Origin of the sequence: Streptomyces sp. CB02400 (genome assembly GCF_001905725.1) — a bacterium.
Taxonomy (GTDB): Bacteria; Actinomycetota; Actinomycetes; order Streptomycetales; family Streptomycetaceae; genus Streptomyces; species Streptomyces atrovirens.
Genome location: NZ_LIWB01000006.1, coordinates 206,793 through 222,568 on the forward strand (window position 1 = coordinate 206,793; position 15,776 = coordinate 222,568).

Below are 15,776 nucleotides of genomic sequence, written 5' to 3' on the forward strand. Positions count from 1 at the left end.
TCGGTGACCGTGGCGAACAAGAACATTCCCGACTCCCCGTTCCGCGACGACGACGGCACCGCCGACCCCCGGCTGAGCGCCGCGCTCGCCGCCTGGGCCGAGGACGGCAATGCCGTCGGCCCCGTCCTGGAGGCGCTCAAGGGCGCCCGGCTGCTCGTCCCCGTCGTGGCCGTCCTCGGCGAGGTCGAGGAGGACGAGAACGGGCTGCGCCGCGAGAAGACCAGCGACATGGCCGTACCGACCCTGAAGGCCGGCGGGCGCACCGCCCTGCCCGCCTTCACGTCCACCGAGTCGCTCGCCCGCTGGGACCCGGCGGCCCGCCCCGTCGCCGTACCGCTGCACCAGGCCCTGCAGGCCGCCGCGCACGAGAAGGCGGACACGGTGATCCTGGACATGTCAGGACCGGTGCCCTTCGAACTGACCGGCCCCACGCTGCTCGCCCTCGCCGAGGGCCGCACCAGCACCGCCCCGCTCGCCGACCCGGCCGTCGTCGAGGCCGTACGGGCCGCCGTCGCCGCGGAGCCCGCCGTGCTGCGCGCCCACCTCGGGCCGGGCCAGGCCGACGGCACCCTCGCCCTCGTCCTCGACCCCGCCGCGCCCGCCGCGGAAGCCGCCCGCGCCGTGGCCCAGCGGCTGGCCGCCGACGAGACACTGAGGGCCCGCCTGGTGCGCGGCCTCGACCTGGCAGTCCTGCCGGCCGGGACCACGCCCCCGGGCGAGCCCCTGTACGTACGTCCCTGACGTCCTAGCCGTAGAGCGGCCCGGTGTACTTCTCACCCGGGCCCTGGCCGGTCTCGTCCGGGACCAGGGAGGCCTCGCGGAACGCCAGTTGGAGCGACTTCAGACCGTCGCGCAGCGGCGCCGCGTGGAACGAGCTGATCTCCGTCGCGGAGGCGTCCAGCAGGCCGGCCAGCGCGTGCACCAGCTTGCGGGCCTCGTCCAGGTCCTTGAACTTGTCGCCCTCCTCGGTCAGACCGAGCTTCACGGCGGCGGCGCTCATCAGGTTGACGGCGACCGTCACGATCACCTCGACCGCCGGGACCTCCGCGATGTCGCGGGCCATGGCGTCGAAGTCGGGGTTGCCGGAGGTCTCGGGGGTGTCCGCGGAGGACTCAGGGGTGTCCGAGGGGGAGGTGTCACTCATGCCCCACACGATAGGCGCAGCGGGACGCCCCCTTGACGCCAGGAGGCGGGAGACGGCCGGTTGGTGCACCCCACCGGGAGCTGCTAACCTTGTGTAACGACCGGTCGGACCCGTATGCCTCACGGCCCGCGAGCCCGGCCCACAAGTGGAGGCTTCGAACTCCCACCTGGCCGCCCTGAGGGCGGCGGGTCACCGGTCAGGCGGTCCCGTCCCCGAGGCGGCGATCCGCCCGAAAGCGCGCCCCGCGGTCCCCGTGGCGGTGCTCCGGTAGTTCGAGGAGCCCCGCCTGTGATCGTCCGGGGCATTTTTTCTGCTTCGGCGCGGTTAGGTCTTACGCATACAGACGTTACGCGGCTGTCCGCCAGACCGTCGCGTGGTGCTACCGAGGAGGATCCATCAGCGCCGAGCCCCGCATCAACGACCGGATTCGCGTTCCCGAGGTGCGACTTGTCGGTCCCAGCGGCGAGCAGGTCGGGATTGTCCCGCTTGCCAAGGCCCTGGAGCTTGCGCAGGAGTACGACCTCGATCTCGTCGAGGTCGCGGCGAACGCCCGTCCGCCCGTGTGCAAGCTCATGGACTACGGGAAGTTCAAGTACGAGTCGGCCATGAAGGCCCGTGAGGCGCGCAAGAACCAGGCGCACACGGTCATCAAGGAGATGAAGCTCCGGCCGAAGATCGACCCGCACGACTATGACACCAAGAAGGGTCACGTCGTCCGGTTCCTCAAGCAGGGCGACAAGGTCAAGATCACGATCATGTTCCGTGGTCGCGAGCAGTCCCGGCCGGAGCTCGGCTACCGACTGCTGCAGCGTCTCGCGGAGGACGTCCAGGACCTCGGTTTCGTGGAGTCGAACCCGAAGCAGGACGGCCGCAACATGATCATGGTTCTCGGTCCGCACAAGAAGAAGACCGAGGCGATGGCCGAGGCTCGCCAGGCGCAGGAAGCCCGCAAGGCGGAGGCGAAGGCCAACCCCGGCAAGTCGCAGAACGCCGCGGACGCCGAGGCCCAGCCGGCCGAGGAGCCTGCCGAGGCGTGACTCCCGGGGGCGCGAGCCCCAGGAAGCAACCGAAACAAGTACGACGCTCCACCGTGCCCGGTTCTCACGACCGGGCACCGGAGCGCCACCGACGAGGAGAGAACGGCGCTATGCCGAAGAACAAGTCGCACAGCGGTGCCAGCAAGCGCTTCAAGGTCACCGGCTCCGGCAAGGTGCTCCGTGAGCGCGCCGGCAAGCGCCACCTGCTCGAGCACAAGTCGTCCCGCGTGACGCGTCGCCTCACCGGCAACGCCGAGATGGCCCCGGGCGACGCCGCGAAGATCAAGAAGCTTCTCGGCAAGTGACGTACGGGCGCCGCTGAGCGCCGTACGGCAGGACCGGGACCCAATCGATACCGGGCCGTGTGAGGACAACCACGGCCCCGCTACAAGGAGTTAACAAGTGGCACGCGTCAAGCGGGCAGTCAACGCCCACAAGAAGCGCCGGGCGATCCTCGAGCAGGCCTCCGGCTACCGCGGTCAGCGCTCGCGCCTGTACCGCAAGGCCAAGGAGCAGGTCACCCACTCGCTGGTCTACAACTACAACGACCGCAAGAAGCGCAAGGGTGACTTCCGCCAGCTGTGGATCCAGCGCATCAACGCCGCTGCCCGCGCCAACGGCATCACGTACAACCGCTTCATCCAGGGTCTGAAGGCCGCGAACGTCGAGGTCGACCGCAAGATCCTCGCGGAGCTGGCCGTCAACGACGCGACCGCCTTCGCGGCGCTGGTCGAGGTCGCGCAGAAGGCGCTGCCGGCGGACGTGAACGCGCCCAAGGCCGCGTGACGCTGCGCTGGCTTTGAGCCGGCGTGAGTGTGGGACCCGCAGGCTTCATTGCTTGCGGGTCCTGTTGTTGCCGGGGCATCGGTCGTCGACCGGCTGCGGGTCCGTCGTGGCTGATCGCGCAGTTCCCCGCGCCCCTAGGGGAGTCGTCGTGCCGCGGGCTTCCGAGCAGAGCGGCATCATGCTCGACGCCCGCCGGGAGCGGCGCTGTTTGCCGCAGCCCCAAGAAACGCCGCACGTTGCGAGTCTCCTGAAGGTGAAGAAGAAGATGGCCCCCGTCAGCCCCGAGCTGATCTCCCCCCGTTCCCACCGCGTCGCCGCCGCCCGGCGGCTCGGTAAGCGGAACTTCCGGGGGAAGGAGCGGCTGTTCCTCGCCGAGGGGCCGCAGGCCGTGCGGGAGGCCGCCGCCCACGGGGACACGCTCGTCGAGCTGTTCGCCACCGTCGAGGCCGCCGAGCGGTACGCCGACATCATCGGCGGTGCCCGCGACGCCGGCGCACGGATCCACCTCGCCTCCGAGGACGTCATCGCCGACATCTCCACCACCGTCACCCCGCAGGGGCTCGTCGGGGTGTGCCGGTTCCTGGACACGCCGTTCCAGGAGATCCTCGCCGCCCGGCCGAAGCTCGTCGCCGTCCTCGCGCACGTGCGTGACCCCGGGAACGCCGGCACCGTGCTGCGCTGCGCCGACGCCGCCGGAGCCGAGGCCGTCGTCCTCACCGACGCCTCCGTCGACCTGTACAACCCCAAGGCCGTACGCGCCTCCGTCGGCTCCCTGTTCCACCTGCCCGTCGCCGTCGGCGTCCCCGTCGAACGGGCCGTGAGCGGACTGCGGGACGCGGGCGTGCGGCTGCTCGCCGCCGACGGTGCCGGGGACCGGGACCTCGACGACGAGCTCGACAAGGGCACCATGGGCGGGCCCACCGCCTGGGTCTTCGGCAACGAGGCCTGGGGCCTGCCCGAGGAGACCCGCGCCCTCACCGACGCCGTCGTCCGCGTCCCCATCCACGGAAAGGCGGAGAGCCTGAACCTCGCCACCGCCGCCGCCGTATGTCTCTACGCGTCGGCACGTGCACAGCGCGCCGCCGGAGGGTGCCGCTCCGTCACCGGGAACTAGTAGGGTGACCAGCTCGGGGACCCTCCCCCAAGCTCTCGGCAGGGCTCGAGCACGGGGCGCCCCGATGACGTTCCGAGAGGTGGGGTACGGGGATGAGCGTCGGCACGAGCAGCGCACCGGGCGCACAGCGGGCGGCGCGCCCGCCCGCGCCCCGGCCCGGTGATCTCGCCGAACCCGGCATCGACCCCGACCAGCTGCCCGACGGACTGGTCGTCGCCGACGAGCACGGACGGGTGATCTGCTTCAACGCGGCGGCCGTCCGCATCACGGCCGTCCCCGCCGAGCAGGCCCTCGGACAGCCGCTGGAGACCGCCCTGCCGTTAGAGGACCTGGAGGGCCGCCGCTGGTGGCAGCTCACCGACCCCTACGGCGGCCTCGCCATCCGCGTCCGCCAGCCCGAGCGCAACCTGCTGCTCCCCGGCGGCCGGGAAGTCCTCGTCTCCGCCCGCTACGTCCGCGCCGAACCCACCGGCCCCGTCCGCCGCGTCGTCGTCACCCTGCGCGACACCGAGGCCCGGCGCCGCACCGAGCGCAGCCACGCCGAGCTGATCGCCACCGTCGCCCATGAACTGCGCTCCCCGCTCACCTCGGTCAAGGGCTTCACCGCCACCCTGCTCGCCAAGTGGGAACGGTTCACCGACGACCAGAAACGGCTGATGCTGGAGACCGTCGACGCCGACGCCGACCGGGTCACCCGGCTCATCGCCGAGCTGCTCGACATATCCCGCATCGACTCCGGACGCCTGGAGGTGCGCCGCCAGCCCGTCGACATCGGGGCCGCCGTCGGACGGCACATCCAGGCCTACGTCGCCGCCGGGCAGCAGGCCGACCGCTTCCTGCTCCGCGTGCAGCACCCGCTGCCCGACCTGTGGGCCGACCCCGACAAGGTCGACCAGGTGCTCAGCAACCTGCTGGAAAATGCGGTGCGGCACGGCGAGGGAACCGTCACGATTGACATCACGCCCTCGGCGTCCCCCCGCGAACGGGAGGACACCGGCACGTCGGTCACGGTGAGCGACGAGGGGCCCGGCATTCCGGAGGAGTCCATGAACCGCGTCTTCACCCGCTTCTGGCGGGGCAGCAAGCGCGGAGGGACGGGCCTCGGGCTGTACATCGTCAAGGGCATCGTCGAGGCCCACGGCGGCACCATCACGGTCGGACGCGCCCCCGGCGGCGGCGCACAGTTCCGATTTACGTTGCCCGTGGCGGCACCCGCGTATCTCACCTGAGATCCGGCCCCGGCCCCACGGGCGCATCCGCCTGCCCCGGCACCGTTAGACTCGGCCTTTGGCACCTTTGTGTCCCAAAAACCTGGACGCACCGTCCACGAGTCGGTACGGGGACCATCAGCCAGCCAATCGGAAGCACGGGAAGAGATGTCGGCACCGAATAAGTCGTACGACCCTGTAGAGGTCGAGGCGTTGAAACCGGAAGAGATCGAGCGCATGCGGGACGAGGCGCTCGCCGCCTTCGCCGCCGCGGACTCCCTCGACGCGCTCCAGGAGGCCAAGGTCGCCCACACCGGCGGCACCTCCCCGCTGTCGCTGGCCAACCGCGAGATCGGCGCCCTGCCGCCGCACGCCAAGGCCGACGCCGGCAAGCGCGTCGGCCAGGCGCGCGGTGCCGTGAACAAGGGCCTCGCCGCCCGCCAGGCCGAACTCGAGGCCGAGCGCGACGCGCGCGTCCTGGTCGAGGAGGCCGTGGACGTCACGCTGCCCTACGACCGCGTCCCGGCCGGCGCCCGCCACCCGCTCACCACGCTGTCGGAGCGCATCGAGGACATCTTCGTGGCCATGGGCTACGAGGTCGCCGAGGGCCCCCAGGTCGAGGCCGAGTGGTTCAACTTCGACGCCCTCAACATCGGCCCGGACCACCCGGCCCGCGGCGAGGCCGACACCTTCTTCGTGCAGGGCCCGGAGGGCGGCACCGAGTCCGGTGTCGTGCTGCGCACCCACACCTCGCCCGTGCAGATCCGCTCCCTGCTCGACCGCGAGCTGCCGGTCTACGTGATCTGCCCCGGCCGCGTGTACCGCACCGACGAGCTGGACGCCACGCACACCCCCGTCTTCCACCAGGTCGAGCTGCTCGCCGTGGACGAGGGCCTGACCATGGCGGACCTCAAGGGCACCCTGGACCACATGGTCCAGTCGCTGTTCGGCGCGGAGATGAAGACCCGGCTGCGGCCGAACTTCTTCCCCTTCACCGAGCCGAGCGCCGAGATGGACATGCTCTGCTACGTCTGCAAGGGCGCGTCCGTCGGCAACCCCGACCGCCCCTGCCGCACCTGCTCGTCCGAGGGCTGGATCGAGCTGGGCGGCTGCGGCATGGTCAACCCGCGGGTGCTCACCGCCTGCGGCGTCGACCCCGAGAAGTACAGCGGCTTCGCCTTCGGGTTCGGCATCGAGCGGATGCTGATGTTCCGCCACAACGTCGAGGACATGCGAGACATGGTCGAGGGTGACGTCCGGTTCACCCGGCCGTTCGGGATGGAGATCTGATGCGGATCCCGCTTTCTTGGCTGCGGGAGTACGTCGACCTGCCGGCGACGGAGACCGGCCGTGACGTACAGGCCAAGCTCATTTCGGCCGGTCTCGAGGTCGAGACCGTCGAGCACCTCGGCGCCGACCTCAAGGGCCCCCTCGTCGTCGGTCAGGTGCTGACCATCGAGGAGTTGGAGGGCTTCAAGAAGCCGATCCGCTTCTGCACCGTCGACGTCGGTCAGGCCAACGGCACGGGTGAGCCGCAGGAGATCGTCTGCGGCGCCCGCAACTTCGCCGTCGGCGACAAGGTCGTCGTGGTCCTCCCCGGCGCCACCCTGCCGGGCGGCTTCTCGATCTCCGCCCGCAAGACCTACGGCAAGACCTCCCACGGCATGATCTGCTCCGCCGACGAGCTGGGCATGGGCGACGACGGCACGCACGGCATCATCGTGCTGCCGCCGGAGACCGAGGTCGGCAAGGACGCCATCGAGCTCCTCGAACTGGTCGACGAGGTCCTGGACATCGCCGTCACCGCCAACCGCGGCGACTGCCTGTCCATCCGCGGCGTCGCCCGCGAGACCGCCATCGCCTACGGTCTGCCGCTGCGCGACCCGGCCCTGCTCGACGTGCCGGGACCGAACGCCTTCGGCTACCCGGTGGAGGTCTCCGACCCGGTCGGCTGCGACCGCTTCACCGCCCGCACGGTGACCGGCCTCAGCCCCGAGGCGCGCTCCCCGATCTGGCTGAAGCGCCGGCTGCAGAAGGTCGGCATGCGCCCGATCTCGCTCGCCGTCGACGTCACCAACTACGTGATGATGGAGCTCGGTCAGCCGCTGCACGCCTACGACCGCTCCCTGGTCCAGGGCACCATCGGCGTACGCCGGGCCGAGGAGGGCGAGAAGATCGTCACCCTCGACGGCGTCGAGCGGAAGCTGCACGCCGAGGACCTCGTCATCACCGACGACCGCGGCCCCATCGGCCTCGCCGGTGTCATGGGCGGCGCCGACACGGAGATCGCCGACCACGACGACCTCGAGAAGTCGACCGGCGACGTGGTGATCGAGGCCGCCCACTTCGACCAGGTGTCCATCGCGCGCACCGCCCGCCGCCACAAGCTGTCCTCCGAGGCGTCCCGCCGCTTCGAGCGCGGCGTCGACCCGCAGGCCGCCGCCGCTGCCGCGCAGCGCACCGTCGACCTGCTGGTGCTGCTCGCCGGCGGCACCGCCGAGGCCGGTGTCACCGAGGTCATCGCCCCGACCGCGCCCCACACCATCACCGCCCCCGCCGACCACCCGGACAGGGTCGCGGGTGTGACGTACGGCCGTGAGACCGTCGTACGCCGCCTCCAAGAGGTGGGCTGCGACGTGTACGGGCAGGACGAGCTGATCGTCACCGTGCCGTCCTGGCGGCCCGACCTCACCGACGCCAACGACCTGGCCGAAGAGGTCATCCGCCTGGAGGGCTACGAGAACCTGCCCTCCACGCTGCCCAAGCCGCCGGCCGGCCGCGGTCTGACCGCCCGCCAGCGCCTGCACCGCCGGATCGGCCGGGCCCTGGCCGGGGCCGGCTACGTCGAGGCGCTGAACTACCCGTTCGTCAGCGAGCAGGTCTTCGACCAGCTCGGCCTGGAGGCCGACGACCCGGCCCGCCGCGTCGTCAAGCTGGTCAACCCGCTCAGCGACGAGGAGCCCGCGCTGCGGACCTCGCTGCTGCCGGGCCTGCTCGGCGCGCTGCGCCGCAACGACGGCCGGGGCTCGCACGACCTCGCGCTGTTCGAGACCGGCCTGGTCTTCCGGCCGCGCGAGGAGCAGCGGGTCGCCGCGAACCTGCCCGTCGACCGGCGCCCCAGCGAGGCCGACATCGCCGCGCTGGACGCCGCGCTGCCCGACCAGCCGCGGCACGTCGCCGTCGTGCTGACCGGCGCCCGCGAGCAGGCCGGCTGGTGGGGCAAGGGCCGCGCGGCCGACTGGGCCGACACGGTCGAGGCCGCCCGGACCGTCGCCCGTGAGGCCGGCGCCGAACTGGGCGTCCGCAAGGGCCAGTACGGCCCGTGGCACCCGGGCCGCTGCGCCGAGCTGACCGTCACGGTCGACGGCGAGGACCGGATCATCGGCCACGCCGGCGAGCTGCACCCGCGCGTCCTGAAGACCCTGGGCCTGCCCGCGCGAAGCTGCGCGATGGAGCTGGACCTGGACGCCCTGGAGCAGGTCGGCGACGACACCCCGCAGGCACCGGGCATCTCCACCTTCCCGGTCGCCACGCAGGACGTCGCGCTGGTCGTCGACGCGTTCGTGCCCGCCTCGGACGTCGAGGCGGCACTGCGCGAAGGCGCCGGTGAACTGCTGGAGTCCATCCGCCTGTTCGACGTGTACGAGAACGCCGAACAGCTCGGCGAGGGCCGCAAGTCCCTGGCCTACGCACTCCGCTTCCGGGCGACCGACCGCACCCTGACCGTCGACGAGGCCTCAGCGGCCCGAGAGTCGGCAGTCACCCTGGCGGGCGACCGCACCGGAGCAGTCCTGAGGGGCTGAATTCAGCCCGTCCGGCGTTTGAGGACGAGGCCCGCAGGGCCGATGGGGGTCTGGGGGCGCAGCCCCCAGGGACGGGACGGGAAGGGGCGGCGGGGGCGAAGAAGCCCCACAGCCGCCCGCGAGGACAACCGCGCAGAGACCGGCCCACGGGGCCGGCAACCACCGGAAACGGGGGGTGCGGGAGGCGCAGAGCACGCCTCCCACACCCCCCGTCCCCCTCTCCCCACCGGTCACCTCACTCATTCGGGTGACTATCCGGGTCGATACGTCCGGATCAGGCCACACGGTCGACAGAATCAGACCGGCCTCTCGAGGCCGGTCTGCGCTGTCCGGGCCTATATGGGGGGCCATCGGCATGATCCGCTTCAAGCCTGGGGCTCCCCGCAGGGTGCCACCCCGGTTCCTGTCCTCACGGGTACCCACCCTCGCGGTGCCCACCGCCCTGGGCGCCACCGCGGTCGCCTACCGGCTGACCTGCCCGCTCGCTCACGACGACGCCCTCGGCGCCCGCCTCGTCAGCAGCGCCGTGATGTGCGCGATCGTCACCGGCCTGGTGATGCACGTCCGGCACCGGCTGCTGCGCGAACTGCGGCTGGCCCGCCGGGCCGCGGAGGCCGCGCAGAGCGCGCTGCTGCGGCCGCCGCCCCCGCGGGTCGACGGCCTGGCCGCCGCCGCGGTCCACCTCTCCGCCGACCCCGGCGCCCGGATCGGCGGCGACCTGTACGAGGTGGTCGCCACCGAGCACGGCGTACGGGCCGTCATCGGTGACGTCCGAGGCCACGGGCTCGGAGCCGTGACGACCGTCGCCGCCGTCCTCGGCAGCTTCCGCGAGGCCGCCCACGACGAGGCCGAACTCGCCGGTGTGCTGCGCCGGCTGGAGCGGGCGATGGACCGGCACCTGCGGGAGCGGACCCACGGCGGACACGACCCGGCGGGCGCCGCCCAGGACGTCCCGCCCGGCGAGGAGTTCGTCACCGTCCTGCTGCTGGAGATCCTTCCGGACGGGGGAGTACGGGCCCTGAACTGCGGCCATCCCTGGCCGTATCTGCTGACCGGCGCACGGGCCGAACCGCTCGCCCGCACCGATCCGCTCCCGCCGCTCGGCCCGTTCCCGCTGCCGCCCGAACTCCCCGCCGTGTCCTGCGGACCCCTGCTGCCCGGCGACGCGCTCGTCCTGCACACGGACGGAGCCGAGGAGGCACGGGACGCCGAGGGCCGGTTCTTCCCGCTGCGGGACGTCCTCACCGAGGCCGCGCGCGAGCACCCGCTCACACCTCAGTCCGTGCTGCGCACGGTCCTCACGGCACTGCTGCGGCACACCGTCGGCCCGCCGAAGGACGACGTGGCGTTGCTGATCCTGAGGAACGAGCGGCATGGGGGAGGCACCCCCACAGAACCGCGCGCCACCACACGGCCGACCACCACGCGACCGCACCCGCCGACCCACCTCCAGTCCCCGGCATGACCGGCGTGACCGGCGGCGCCACGCCGTCCGTCCCGCCACGGAGTGTCGGGCAGGCAGCAGGGCGGACGGCGTGGAAACGGGCCGCCGCACTGTACGAGGGGGAGCCGGCGGCCCGGCCGGCCTCTTTCGAGGCAGTTCAGTCAACCGGCCGGACACGTTCGGCGACAGTGCGCGCACACTGCGGATTCGAGCACTCCGTTCACACCCCGTGTGAACGCGCAGCCACTACTCTGTCCGGCACCGAGCCACCGGGGGGCCTGAATGCAGCCCAATTCTCTGCTCGACGCGATCCTGGACGAGGCCGGGATCTCGCACGCGGGCCTGGCCGCGCACGTCAACCAGGCCGGACGGGCGCGCGGCCTGTCGCTCCGTTACGAGCACACCGCCGTGGCGCGCTGGCTGAAGGGACAGCGGCCCCGGGGACAGGTGCCCGACCTGATCTGCGAGGTGCTCGCCGCCCGGCTGCACCGCCAGGTCACCCTCGACGACATCGGCCTCGGCGTGCCCGGCGAGCCGCCCGCCCCGCACACCGGCTCGCTCTGCGGGTTCGTCGAGCGGGCCACCGCGCTGTGGCGCTCCGACCAGCAGCGGCGCCCGCACATACTCGGCGCCCCCGCCGTCACCGGCACGCCCGCCGTCATGCCCGTATGGGAGTGGGAGAACCCGCCCGAGGACGTGGACGTCTCCCGTGGCGGCCGGCACCGGGTCACCCCCGGCGATCTCGACATGCTGCGCGCCGCCCGCACCCACTACGAGCAGATGTACCGCAAGGCGGGCGGCGTCGCGACCCGCGCCCGGATCGTCGGCTTCCTCAACGCCGAGGCCGCCCCGCTGCTGCGCGGCCGCTACACCGACGCCACCGGCCGCCAGCTCCACCGGGCCACCGGCGGCCTGGTGGCGGTCGCCGGCATCTGCGCGTACGACTCCGACGCGCACGGCCTCGCCCAGCGCTACTTCCACCAGGCGCTGCGGCTGGCGAAGGCCAGCGGGGACCGGGGGCTCGGCGCCTATGTGATCGCGCTGCTCGTCAACCAGTCGCTGTACATGCGGGAGTACCGGCAGGCCGTCGCCTTCGCGGAGGCCGCGCTGCGCGCCGCCGGCACCGACATCACCCCGGCCCTCGCCTCCGACCTGTACGCGATGCAGGCCAAGGCGTACGCGCACCTCGGCGACGGCGGCAGCGCGCTGTCCCGCATCCGGCGGGCCGAGCGGGCCGCCGAGCGGATCCGGCGCGGAACCGAACCCGACGAGACCGGCTATGTCCAGCCCGGCCTGGTCAACGTCCAGGTGGCGGAGGCGCTGCTCAGCCTCGGCGAGCTGGCGGCGGCCGGGGAGCACGCGGCGGCGGCCGTGGACAATCCCGCGCACGACCGGGGCCGGGTGCACCGGCTGGCCATGCTGAGCACCATCGAACTGCGCCAGGGCAACGCCGACAAGGCGGTGGCCATCGCGGTGCAGATGGCCGAGCAGGCCCGGGGAATGGAGTCGCAGCGGCTGCGGGACAGACTGCGCGAGGTGCGCGAGCACCTCGTCCGCAGCGGCTGCGCGGGCACCGCCGAGGCGGCCGAACTCATCGACGGGGCACTGCGCGTACCGCTGTAGCACGGGCGCGGTTCAAGGCCCCCCGTGCCCGGCCGCGCGCCTCCGCCGCGCCCGCCGCTGCGCCACGGGCTGCCTCCCGTGCGCCTGCCTGCCGGACCGCCGCTGCTGCGATATTGCCCCCTACCCGTCGGAAGGTGGCAGAACCGTGCAGTGGACGAAGCAGAACGAACAGACTGTGTACTCAAATCGCTGGTTCAGCGTCAATCTCGCGGATGTCGAGCTGCCGGACGGCCGGCATCTCGACCACTTCCTCATCCGGCTGCGGCCCGTCGCCGTGGCTACGGTGGTCAACGAGGCCAACGAGGTCCTCCTGCTGTGGCGCCACCGCTTCATCACCGACAGCTGGGGATGGGAGCTCGCGGCCGGAGTGGTCGAGGACGGCGAGGACATCGCCGGGGCCGCCGCGCGGGAACTGGAGGAGGAGACCGGCTGGCGGCCGGGACCGCTGCACCACCTCATGACCGTGGAACCCTCCAACGGCCTCACCGACGCCCGGCACCACATCTACTGGTCCGACGAGGGCGAGTACGTCGGACACCCCGTGGACGACTTCGAGTCGGACCGCCGGGAGTGGGTGCCCCTGAAAGTGGTCCCCGACCTGGTCGCCGCCGGCGAGGTCCCGGCCGCCAACATGGCGGCGGCGTTACTCCTGCTGCACCACCTCAGGCTCGGCCAGGACGGCAGGCCCTGACCCCCGGGGGGTCATCCGATCGGATGACCCGGGTGTCAGCCGCCCGGCGCGTCGCATCCAGCCGGTACGCCGAGGGGACGGTACCGGCCCCGGGCCGAGGATGGATCCCAGAGCGGGACGGCGGGAACCGCCCGCCACCGAGCCCGTCGGGCTTCCGCCACACGCACCGGCGACCGACGTCCCGGCCCCCTTCACCATTCATTGGAGACCGACTACTCATGAAGCACGTCAAGAGGGTTTCGAAGCGCACCCGCGTCATCACCGGCACGTCCCTCGCCGCGGCCGTGGCCCTGGGGGGCTTCGGCGCCTACTCGGCGAGCGCGTCGGACGACACGCGGACCGTCGCCGCCGCGCAGGCCGCCGGCGTCAAGGGCGACACCACCACCACGACCACCCACCTGACGATCGACGCCGCCTCGAAGGCCGCGCAGGCCGCGCTCGACGCCGCCGAGAAGGAGGGCCAGAGGGTGACCGTCGCCGTCGTCGACCGCAACGGCAACACCGTCCTCACCCTGCGCGGCGACGGCGCCGGGCCGCAGTCCTACGAGTCGGCCGTGAAGAAGGCGTACACCGCCGTGGCCTGGAACTCGCCGACCTCCGAGCTGGTGAAGCGCCTGGACAACGCCCCGACGCTGAAGGACATCCCGAACACCCTGTTCCTCGCGGGCGGTGTCCCCGTGACCGCGAAGAACGCTCCGATCGCGGGCATCGGCGTGGCCGGCGCACCCTCCGGCGCCCTGGACGAGAAGTTCGCCCGGGCCGGCGCGGACGTCCTCGGGTAAGCCCCTCCCGTGAAGCTCCGGTGGCGCGAGGCCCCTGTCCCGGCGCCACCGGAGCCGCGCCGGCGGCTCGTCCGCGGCGGGCCGCCGTCCCCCTCACACACCTGTCACCTGTCACCTGTCACCTGGGAGGATCCCCCGGCATGCCGCTCCGGCCCGCTGTCGAGGCCGTGGTCACCCGGTGCCACGCGACCCGGATCTGCCTCTCCACCGAGACCGGGACCGAGACCGCGACCGGGACGCCGGGACCCCGTCCGTCCCCGGCCGGACCGTCTCCGCCGGGGACGCGAACGGCCACGAGGAGAACCGCCATGACCCCACCCGACCGCGCCCTGCTCGACGCAGCCGCCCGCGGCGACGCCGACGCCGTACGCGCCGCCCTCGACGCGGGCGCCCGGACCGGGACCAGGGACCCCCGCCGGCGCACACCGCTGCTGCTCGCCGCCCTGCACGACCACGTGGCCGCCGCGCGGGTGCTCGTCGCGGCGGGCGCCGACCCGAACGCCCAGGACGACCAGGACGACAGCCCGTGGCTGGTCACCGGCGTCACGGGCAGCGTCGCCATGATGCGGACACTGCTCCCGGCGCGTCCGGACCCGAGGATCACCAACCGTTTCGGGGGCACCTCCCTCATCCCCGCCGCCGAGCGCGGCCATGTCGACTACGTGCGGTCCCTGCTGCGCGAGACCGACGTCGACGTCGACCACGTCAACCGGCTCGGCTGGACCGCCCTCCTCGAAGCCGTGGTCCTCGGTGACGGCGGCCACGCCCACCAGGAGATCGTGGAACTGCTCATCACCGCGGGCGCCGCTCCCGACCTCCCCGACAGCGACGGCCGCACCGCCCTCGAACACGCGGAGCGCCGCGGTCTCCGGGAGATCGCGGGTCTGCTGAGGGCCGTACGGTGAGGCGCCCCGCAGCACCGGGCCGTGCCGCCCGCGCGGTCTCGCTGGCGCTCTCCTCCTCCGTCCTGCTCGCCGGCTGCGCGTCCGCCCCCGACACCCCGGACAGGGCGGCCGGGAAGAGCGGTTCCCCGTCCGCTCCGGCCCCGTCCGCTCCCGGCCCCGAGCCGACGGGCAGGACCCCCGCGGGCACTCTGCTGGTCGCTGACTTCGGCGCCGACACCGTCACGTTCGTCGACCCGGACGAGGGCCCCTTCGGTTCGGTCGAGGTCGGCGAGGCTCCCTACGGCCTCGTCGTCGGCGAGGACGGACGCGCCTGGGTCGCCACCGCCGAGGGCGTCGCCGTCGTCGACACGCACCACCGTGAGCTCCTGGACCTGATCCCGTACGAGACGGAGAACCTCGGCCCCGTCACCGGTGGCGAGTACCGCGGCGGCGGCATGGGCATCGCCCTCGCACCCGACGGCGAGCAGGTGTACGTGGGCGTCCACGTGCCCTCCGGCAACGGAACCCTCGAGACCATCGACACCGGGACCCACGAGGTCACCCGCACGACCGCGGTGGGTCGGCGCCCGTTCGACGTCGACGTCGCGCGGGACGGCCGCGAGGTCTACGCGACCGGCCACGACTCCTTCGAGGTCACCGTCGTCGACACGGACACACACGAGACCCGCAGCCTCGAAGCCGCCCCGTACGGCACCGAGGGCGGGCTCGGCTCCTGGCTGAAACCGCACTACGCGGCCGTGCGCCCGTCGGACGGCAAGCTGCTCCTGCCCTTCGAGGGCGAACGGCTCGTCGTGCTCGACCCGCGGACCGGCCGGTCGACCATCGAGCGGCTGACGGCCGACACCCACCAGCACGGTGTCACCATCACCCCCGGCGGCACCCTCGTCATCGTCGGTACGGGCCCGATCGACCCCTCCGAGGACGAGGGCCCGTCGCTGACCGTCCGCACGGAGGACGGGAAGGAGAAGGTGATCGCGCTGGAGGGGCCGCACGAGTCCGTCGCCGTCTCCGCGGACGAGTGCACCGCCTACGTCACCGGAGGCTTCACCCGCGACGGCTACTGGAACGGCATCAGCGTCGTGGACCTGGACAGTGGTGACAGCCGGCGACTGGCCGCGGGAGAACGTCCGCTGGGCATCGCCGTTCTCCAGCCGGACGAAGGGTCCCCGCACGGGTGCCGGTGAAGCCCACGGTCAGGCGGATGCCCGGGGCCGGCGGACGGCCGGGAGGATCATCCGA

General features: G+C 72.7%; 15 protein-coding genes and 1 pseudogene. 14 read left to right on the forward strand and 2 right to left on the reverse strand.

Translation table 11 applies throughout. The features are described from left to right. Nucleotides 1-9: 9 nt before the first annotated feature. Nucleotides 10-741 (forward strand): SseB family protein, encoded by a 732-nt coding sequence (locus AMK33_RS17050; protein WP_073933874.1) that lies wholly within the window; start codon nucleotides 10-12, stop codon nucleotides 739-741. 4 nt (nucleotides 742-745) lie between these two features. On the opposite strand, the gene AMK33_RS17055 is transcribed toward AMK33_RS17050, so the two are convergent. Next, a complete protein-coding gene (locus AMK33_RS17055) occupies nucleotides 746-1,144 on the reverse strand; it encodes a DUF1844 domain-containing protein (protein WP_073933680.1) in 399 nt (132 codons plus the stop codon). A 395-nt stretch (nucleotides 1,145-1,539) separates the two neighbouring features. Here AMK33_RS17055 and infC point away from each other — a divergent pair, with 395 nt between their 5' ends. The 7 genes from infC to pheT all read left to right on the forward strand — a co-directional run bounded on the left by infC (nucleotide 1,540) and on the right by pheT (nucleotide 9,092). After that, nucleotides 1,540-2,181, forward strand: a complete 642-nt coding sequence (infC, locus tag AMK33_RS17065; RefSeq protein WP_073933682.1) for a translation initiation factor IF-3 — start codon at nucleotides 1,540-1,542, stop codon at nucleotides 2,179-2,181. Nucleotides 2,182-2,291: 110 nt separating this feature from the next. Continuing rightward, nucleotides 2,292-2,486: a 50S ribosomal protein L35 gene (gene rpmI / locus AMK33_RS17070; RefSeq protein ID WP_004933563.1), complete on the forward strand. Its 195-nt coding sequence runs from the start codon at nucleotides 2,292-2,294 to the stop codon at nucleotides 2,484-2,486. Nucleotides 2,487-2,583: 97 nt separating this feature from the next. Further along, on the forward strand, nucleotides 2,584-2,967 hold the full coding sequence (rplT, locus tag AMK33_RS17075) for a 50S ribosomal protein L20 (protein WP_004933571.1): 384 nt from the start codon (nucleotides 2,584-2,586) through the stop codon (nucleotides 2,965-2,967). Between the two features lie 265 nt (nucleotides 2,968-3,232). Beyond that, a complete protein-coding gene (locus tag AMK33_RS17080; RefSeq protein WP_073933875.1) occupies nucleotides 3,233-4,081 on the forward strand; it encodes a TrmH family RNA methyltransferase in 849 nt (282 codons plus the stop codon). A gap of 92 nt (nucleotides 4,082-4,173) precedes the next feature. Then, nucleotides 4,174-5,310, forward strand: a complete 1,137-nt coding sequence (locus tag AMK33_RS17085; RefSeq protein ID WP_073933683.1) for a sensor histidine kinase — start codon at nucleotides 4,174-4,176, stop codon at nucleotides 5,308-5,310. Between the two features lie 147 nt (nucleotides 5,311-5,457). Continuing rightward, nucleotides 5,458-6,579 (forward strand): phenylalanine--tRNA ligase subunit alpha, encoded by a 1,122-nt coding sequence (gene pheS, locus AMK33_RS17090; RefSeq protein ID WP_073933684.1) that lies wholly within the window; start codon nucleotides 5,458-5,460, stop codon nucleotides 6,577-6,579. Beyond that, a complete protein-coding gene (pheT, locus tag AMK33_RS17095) occupies nucleotides 6,579-9,092 on the forward strand; it encodes a phenylalanine--tRNA ligase subunit beta (protein WP_073933685.1) in 2,514 nt (837 codons plus the stop codon). Before pheS ends, pheT begins: the two co-directional genes overlap by 1 nt. Here pheT and AMK33_RS45175 read toward each other — a convergent pair. Continuing rightward, a pseudogene (locus AMK33_RS45175) lies at nucleotides 9,066-9,227 on the reverse strand (cobyrinate a,c-diamide synthase); the annotation flags it as partial. The gene pheT and the pseudogene AMK33_RS45175 sit on opposite strands and share 27 nt — an antisense overlap. A gap of 220 nt (nucleotides 9,228-9,447) precedes the next feature. On the opposite strand from AMK33_RS45175, the gene AMK33_RS17105 reads away from it, so the two are divergent. The 6 genes from AMK33_RS17105 (at nucleotide 9,448) to AMK33_RS17130 (ending at nucleotide 15,721) form a co-directional block, all read left to right on the forward strand. Continuing rightward, nucleotides 9,448-10,557 (forward strand): PP2C family protein-serine/threonine phosphatase, encoded by a 1,110-nt coding sequence (locus AMK33_RS17105; protein WP_079194892.1) that lies wholly within the window; start codon nucleotides 9,448-9,450, stop codon nucleotides 10,555-10,557. Between the two features lie 261 nt (nucleotides 10,558-10,818). Continuing rightward, nucleotides 10,819-12,159 carry a transcriptional regulator gene (locus AMK33_RS17110; RefSeq protein WP_073933687.1) on the forward strand — a complete coding sequence of 447 codons (1,341 nt, stop codon included), beginning with the start codon at nucleotides 10,819-10,821 and terminating at the stop codon, nucleotides 12,157-12,159. A gap of 145 nt (nucleotides 12,160-12,304) precedes the next feature. Beyond that, nucleotides 12,305-12,850, forward strand: coding sequence for an NUDIX hydrolase (locus tag AMK33_RS17115; RefSeq protein WP_073933688.1), 546 nt, complete (start codon nucleotides 12,305-12,307; stop codon nucleotides 12,848-12,850). A gap of 218 nt (nucleotides 12,851-13,068) precedes the next feature. Next, entirely contained in the window at nucleotides 13,069-13,632 is a 564-nt protein-coding gene (locus AMK33_RS17120) for a GlcG/HbpS family heme-binding protein (protein WP_073933689.1), read from the forward strand. Between the two features lie 308 nt (nucleotides 13,633-13,940). Further along, nucleotides 13,941-14,537: an ankyrin repeat domain-containing protein gene (locus tag AMK33_RS17125; RefSeq protein WP_073933690.1), complete on the forward strand. Its 597-nt coding sequence runs from the start codon at nucleotides 13,941-13,943 to the stop codon at nucleotides 14,535-14,537. Beyond that, nucleotides 14,534-15,721 carry a YncE family protein gene (locus tag AMK33_RS17130; protein ID WP_073933691.1) on the forward strand — a complete coding sequence of 396 codons (1,188 nt, stop codon included), beginning with the start codon at nucleotides 14,534-14,536 and terminating at the stop codon, nucleotides 15,719-15,721. The genes AMK33_RS17125 and AMK33_RS17130 overlap by 4 nt, the downstream gene beginning before the upstream one ends. The last annotated feature ends 55 nt before the right edge of the window (nucleotides 15,722-15,776 follow it).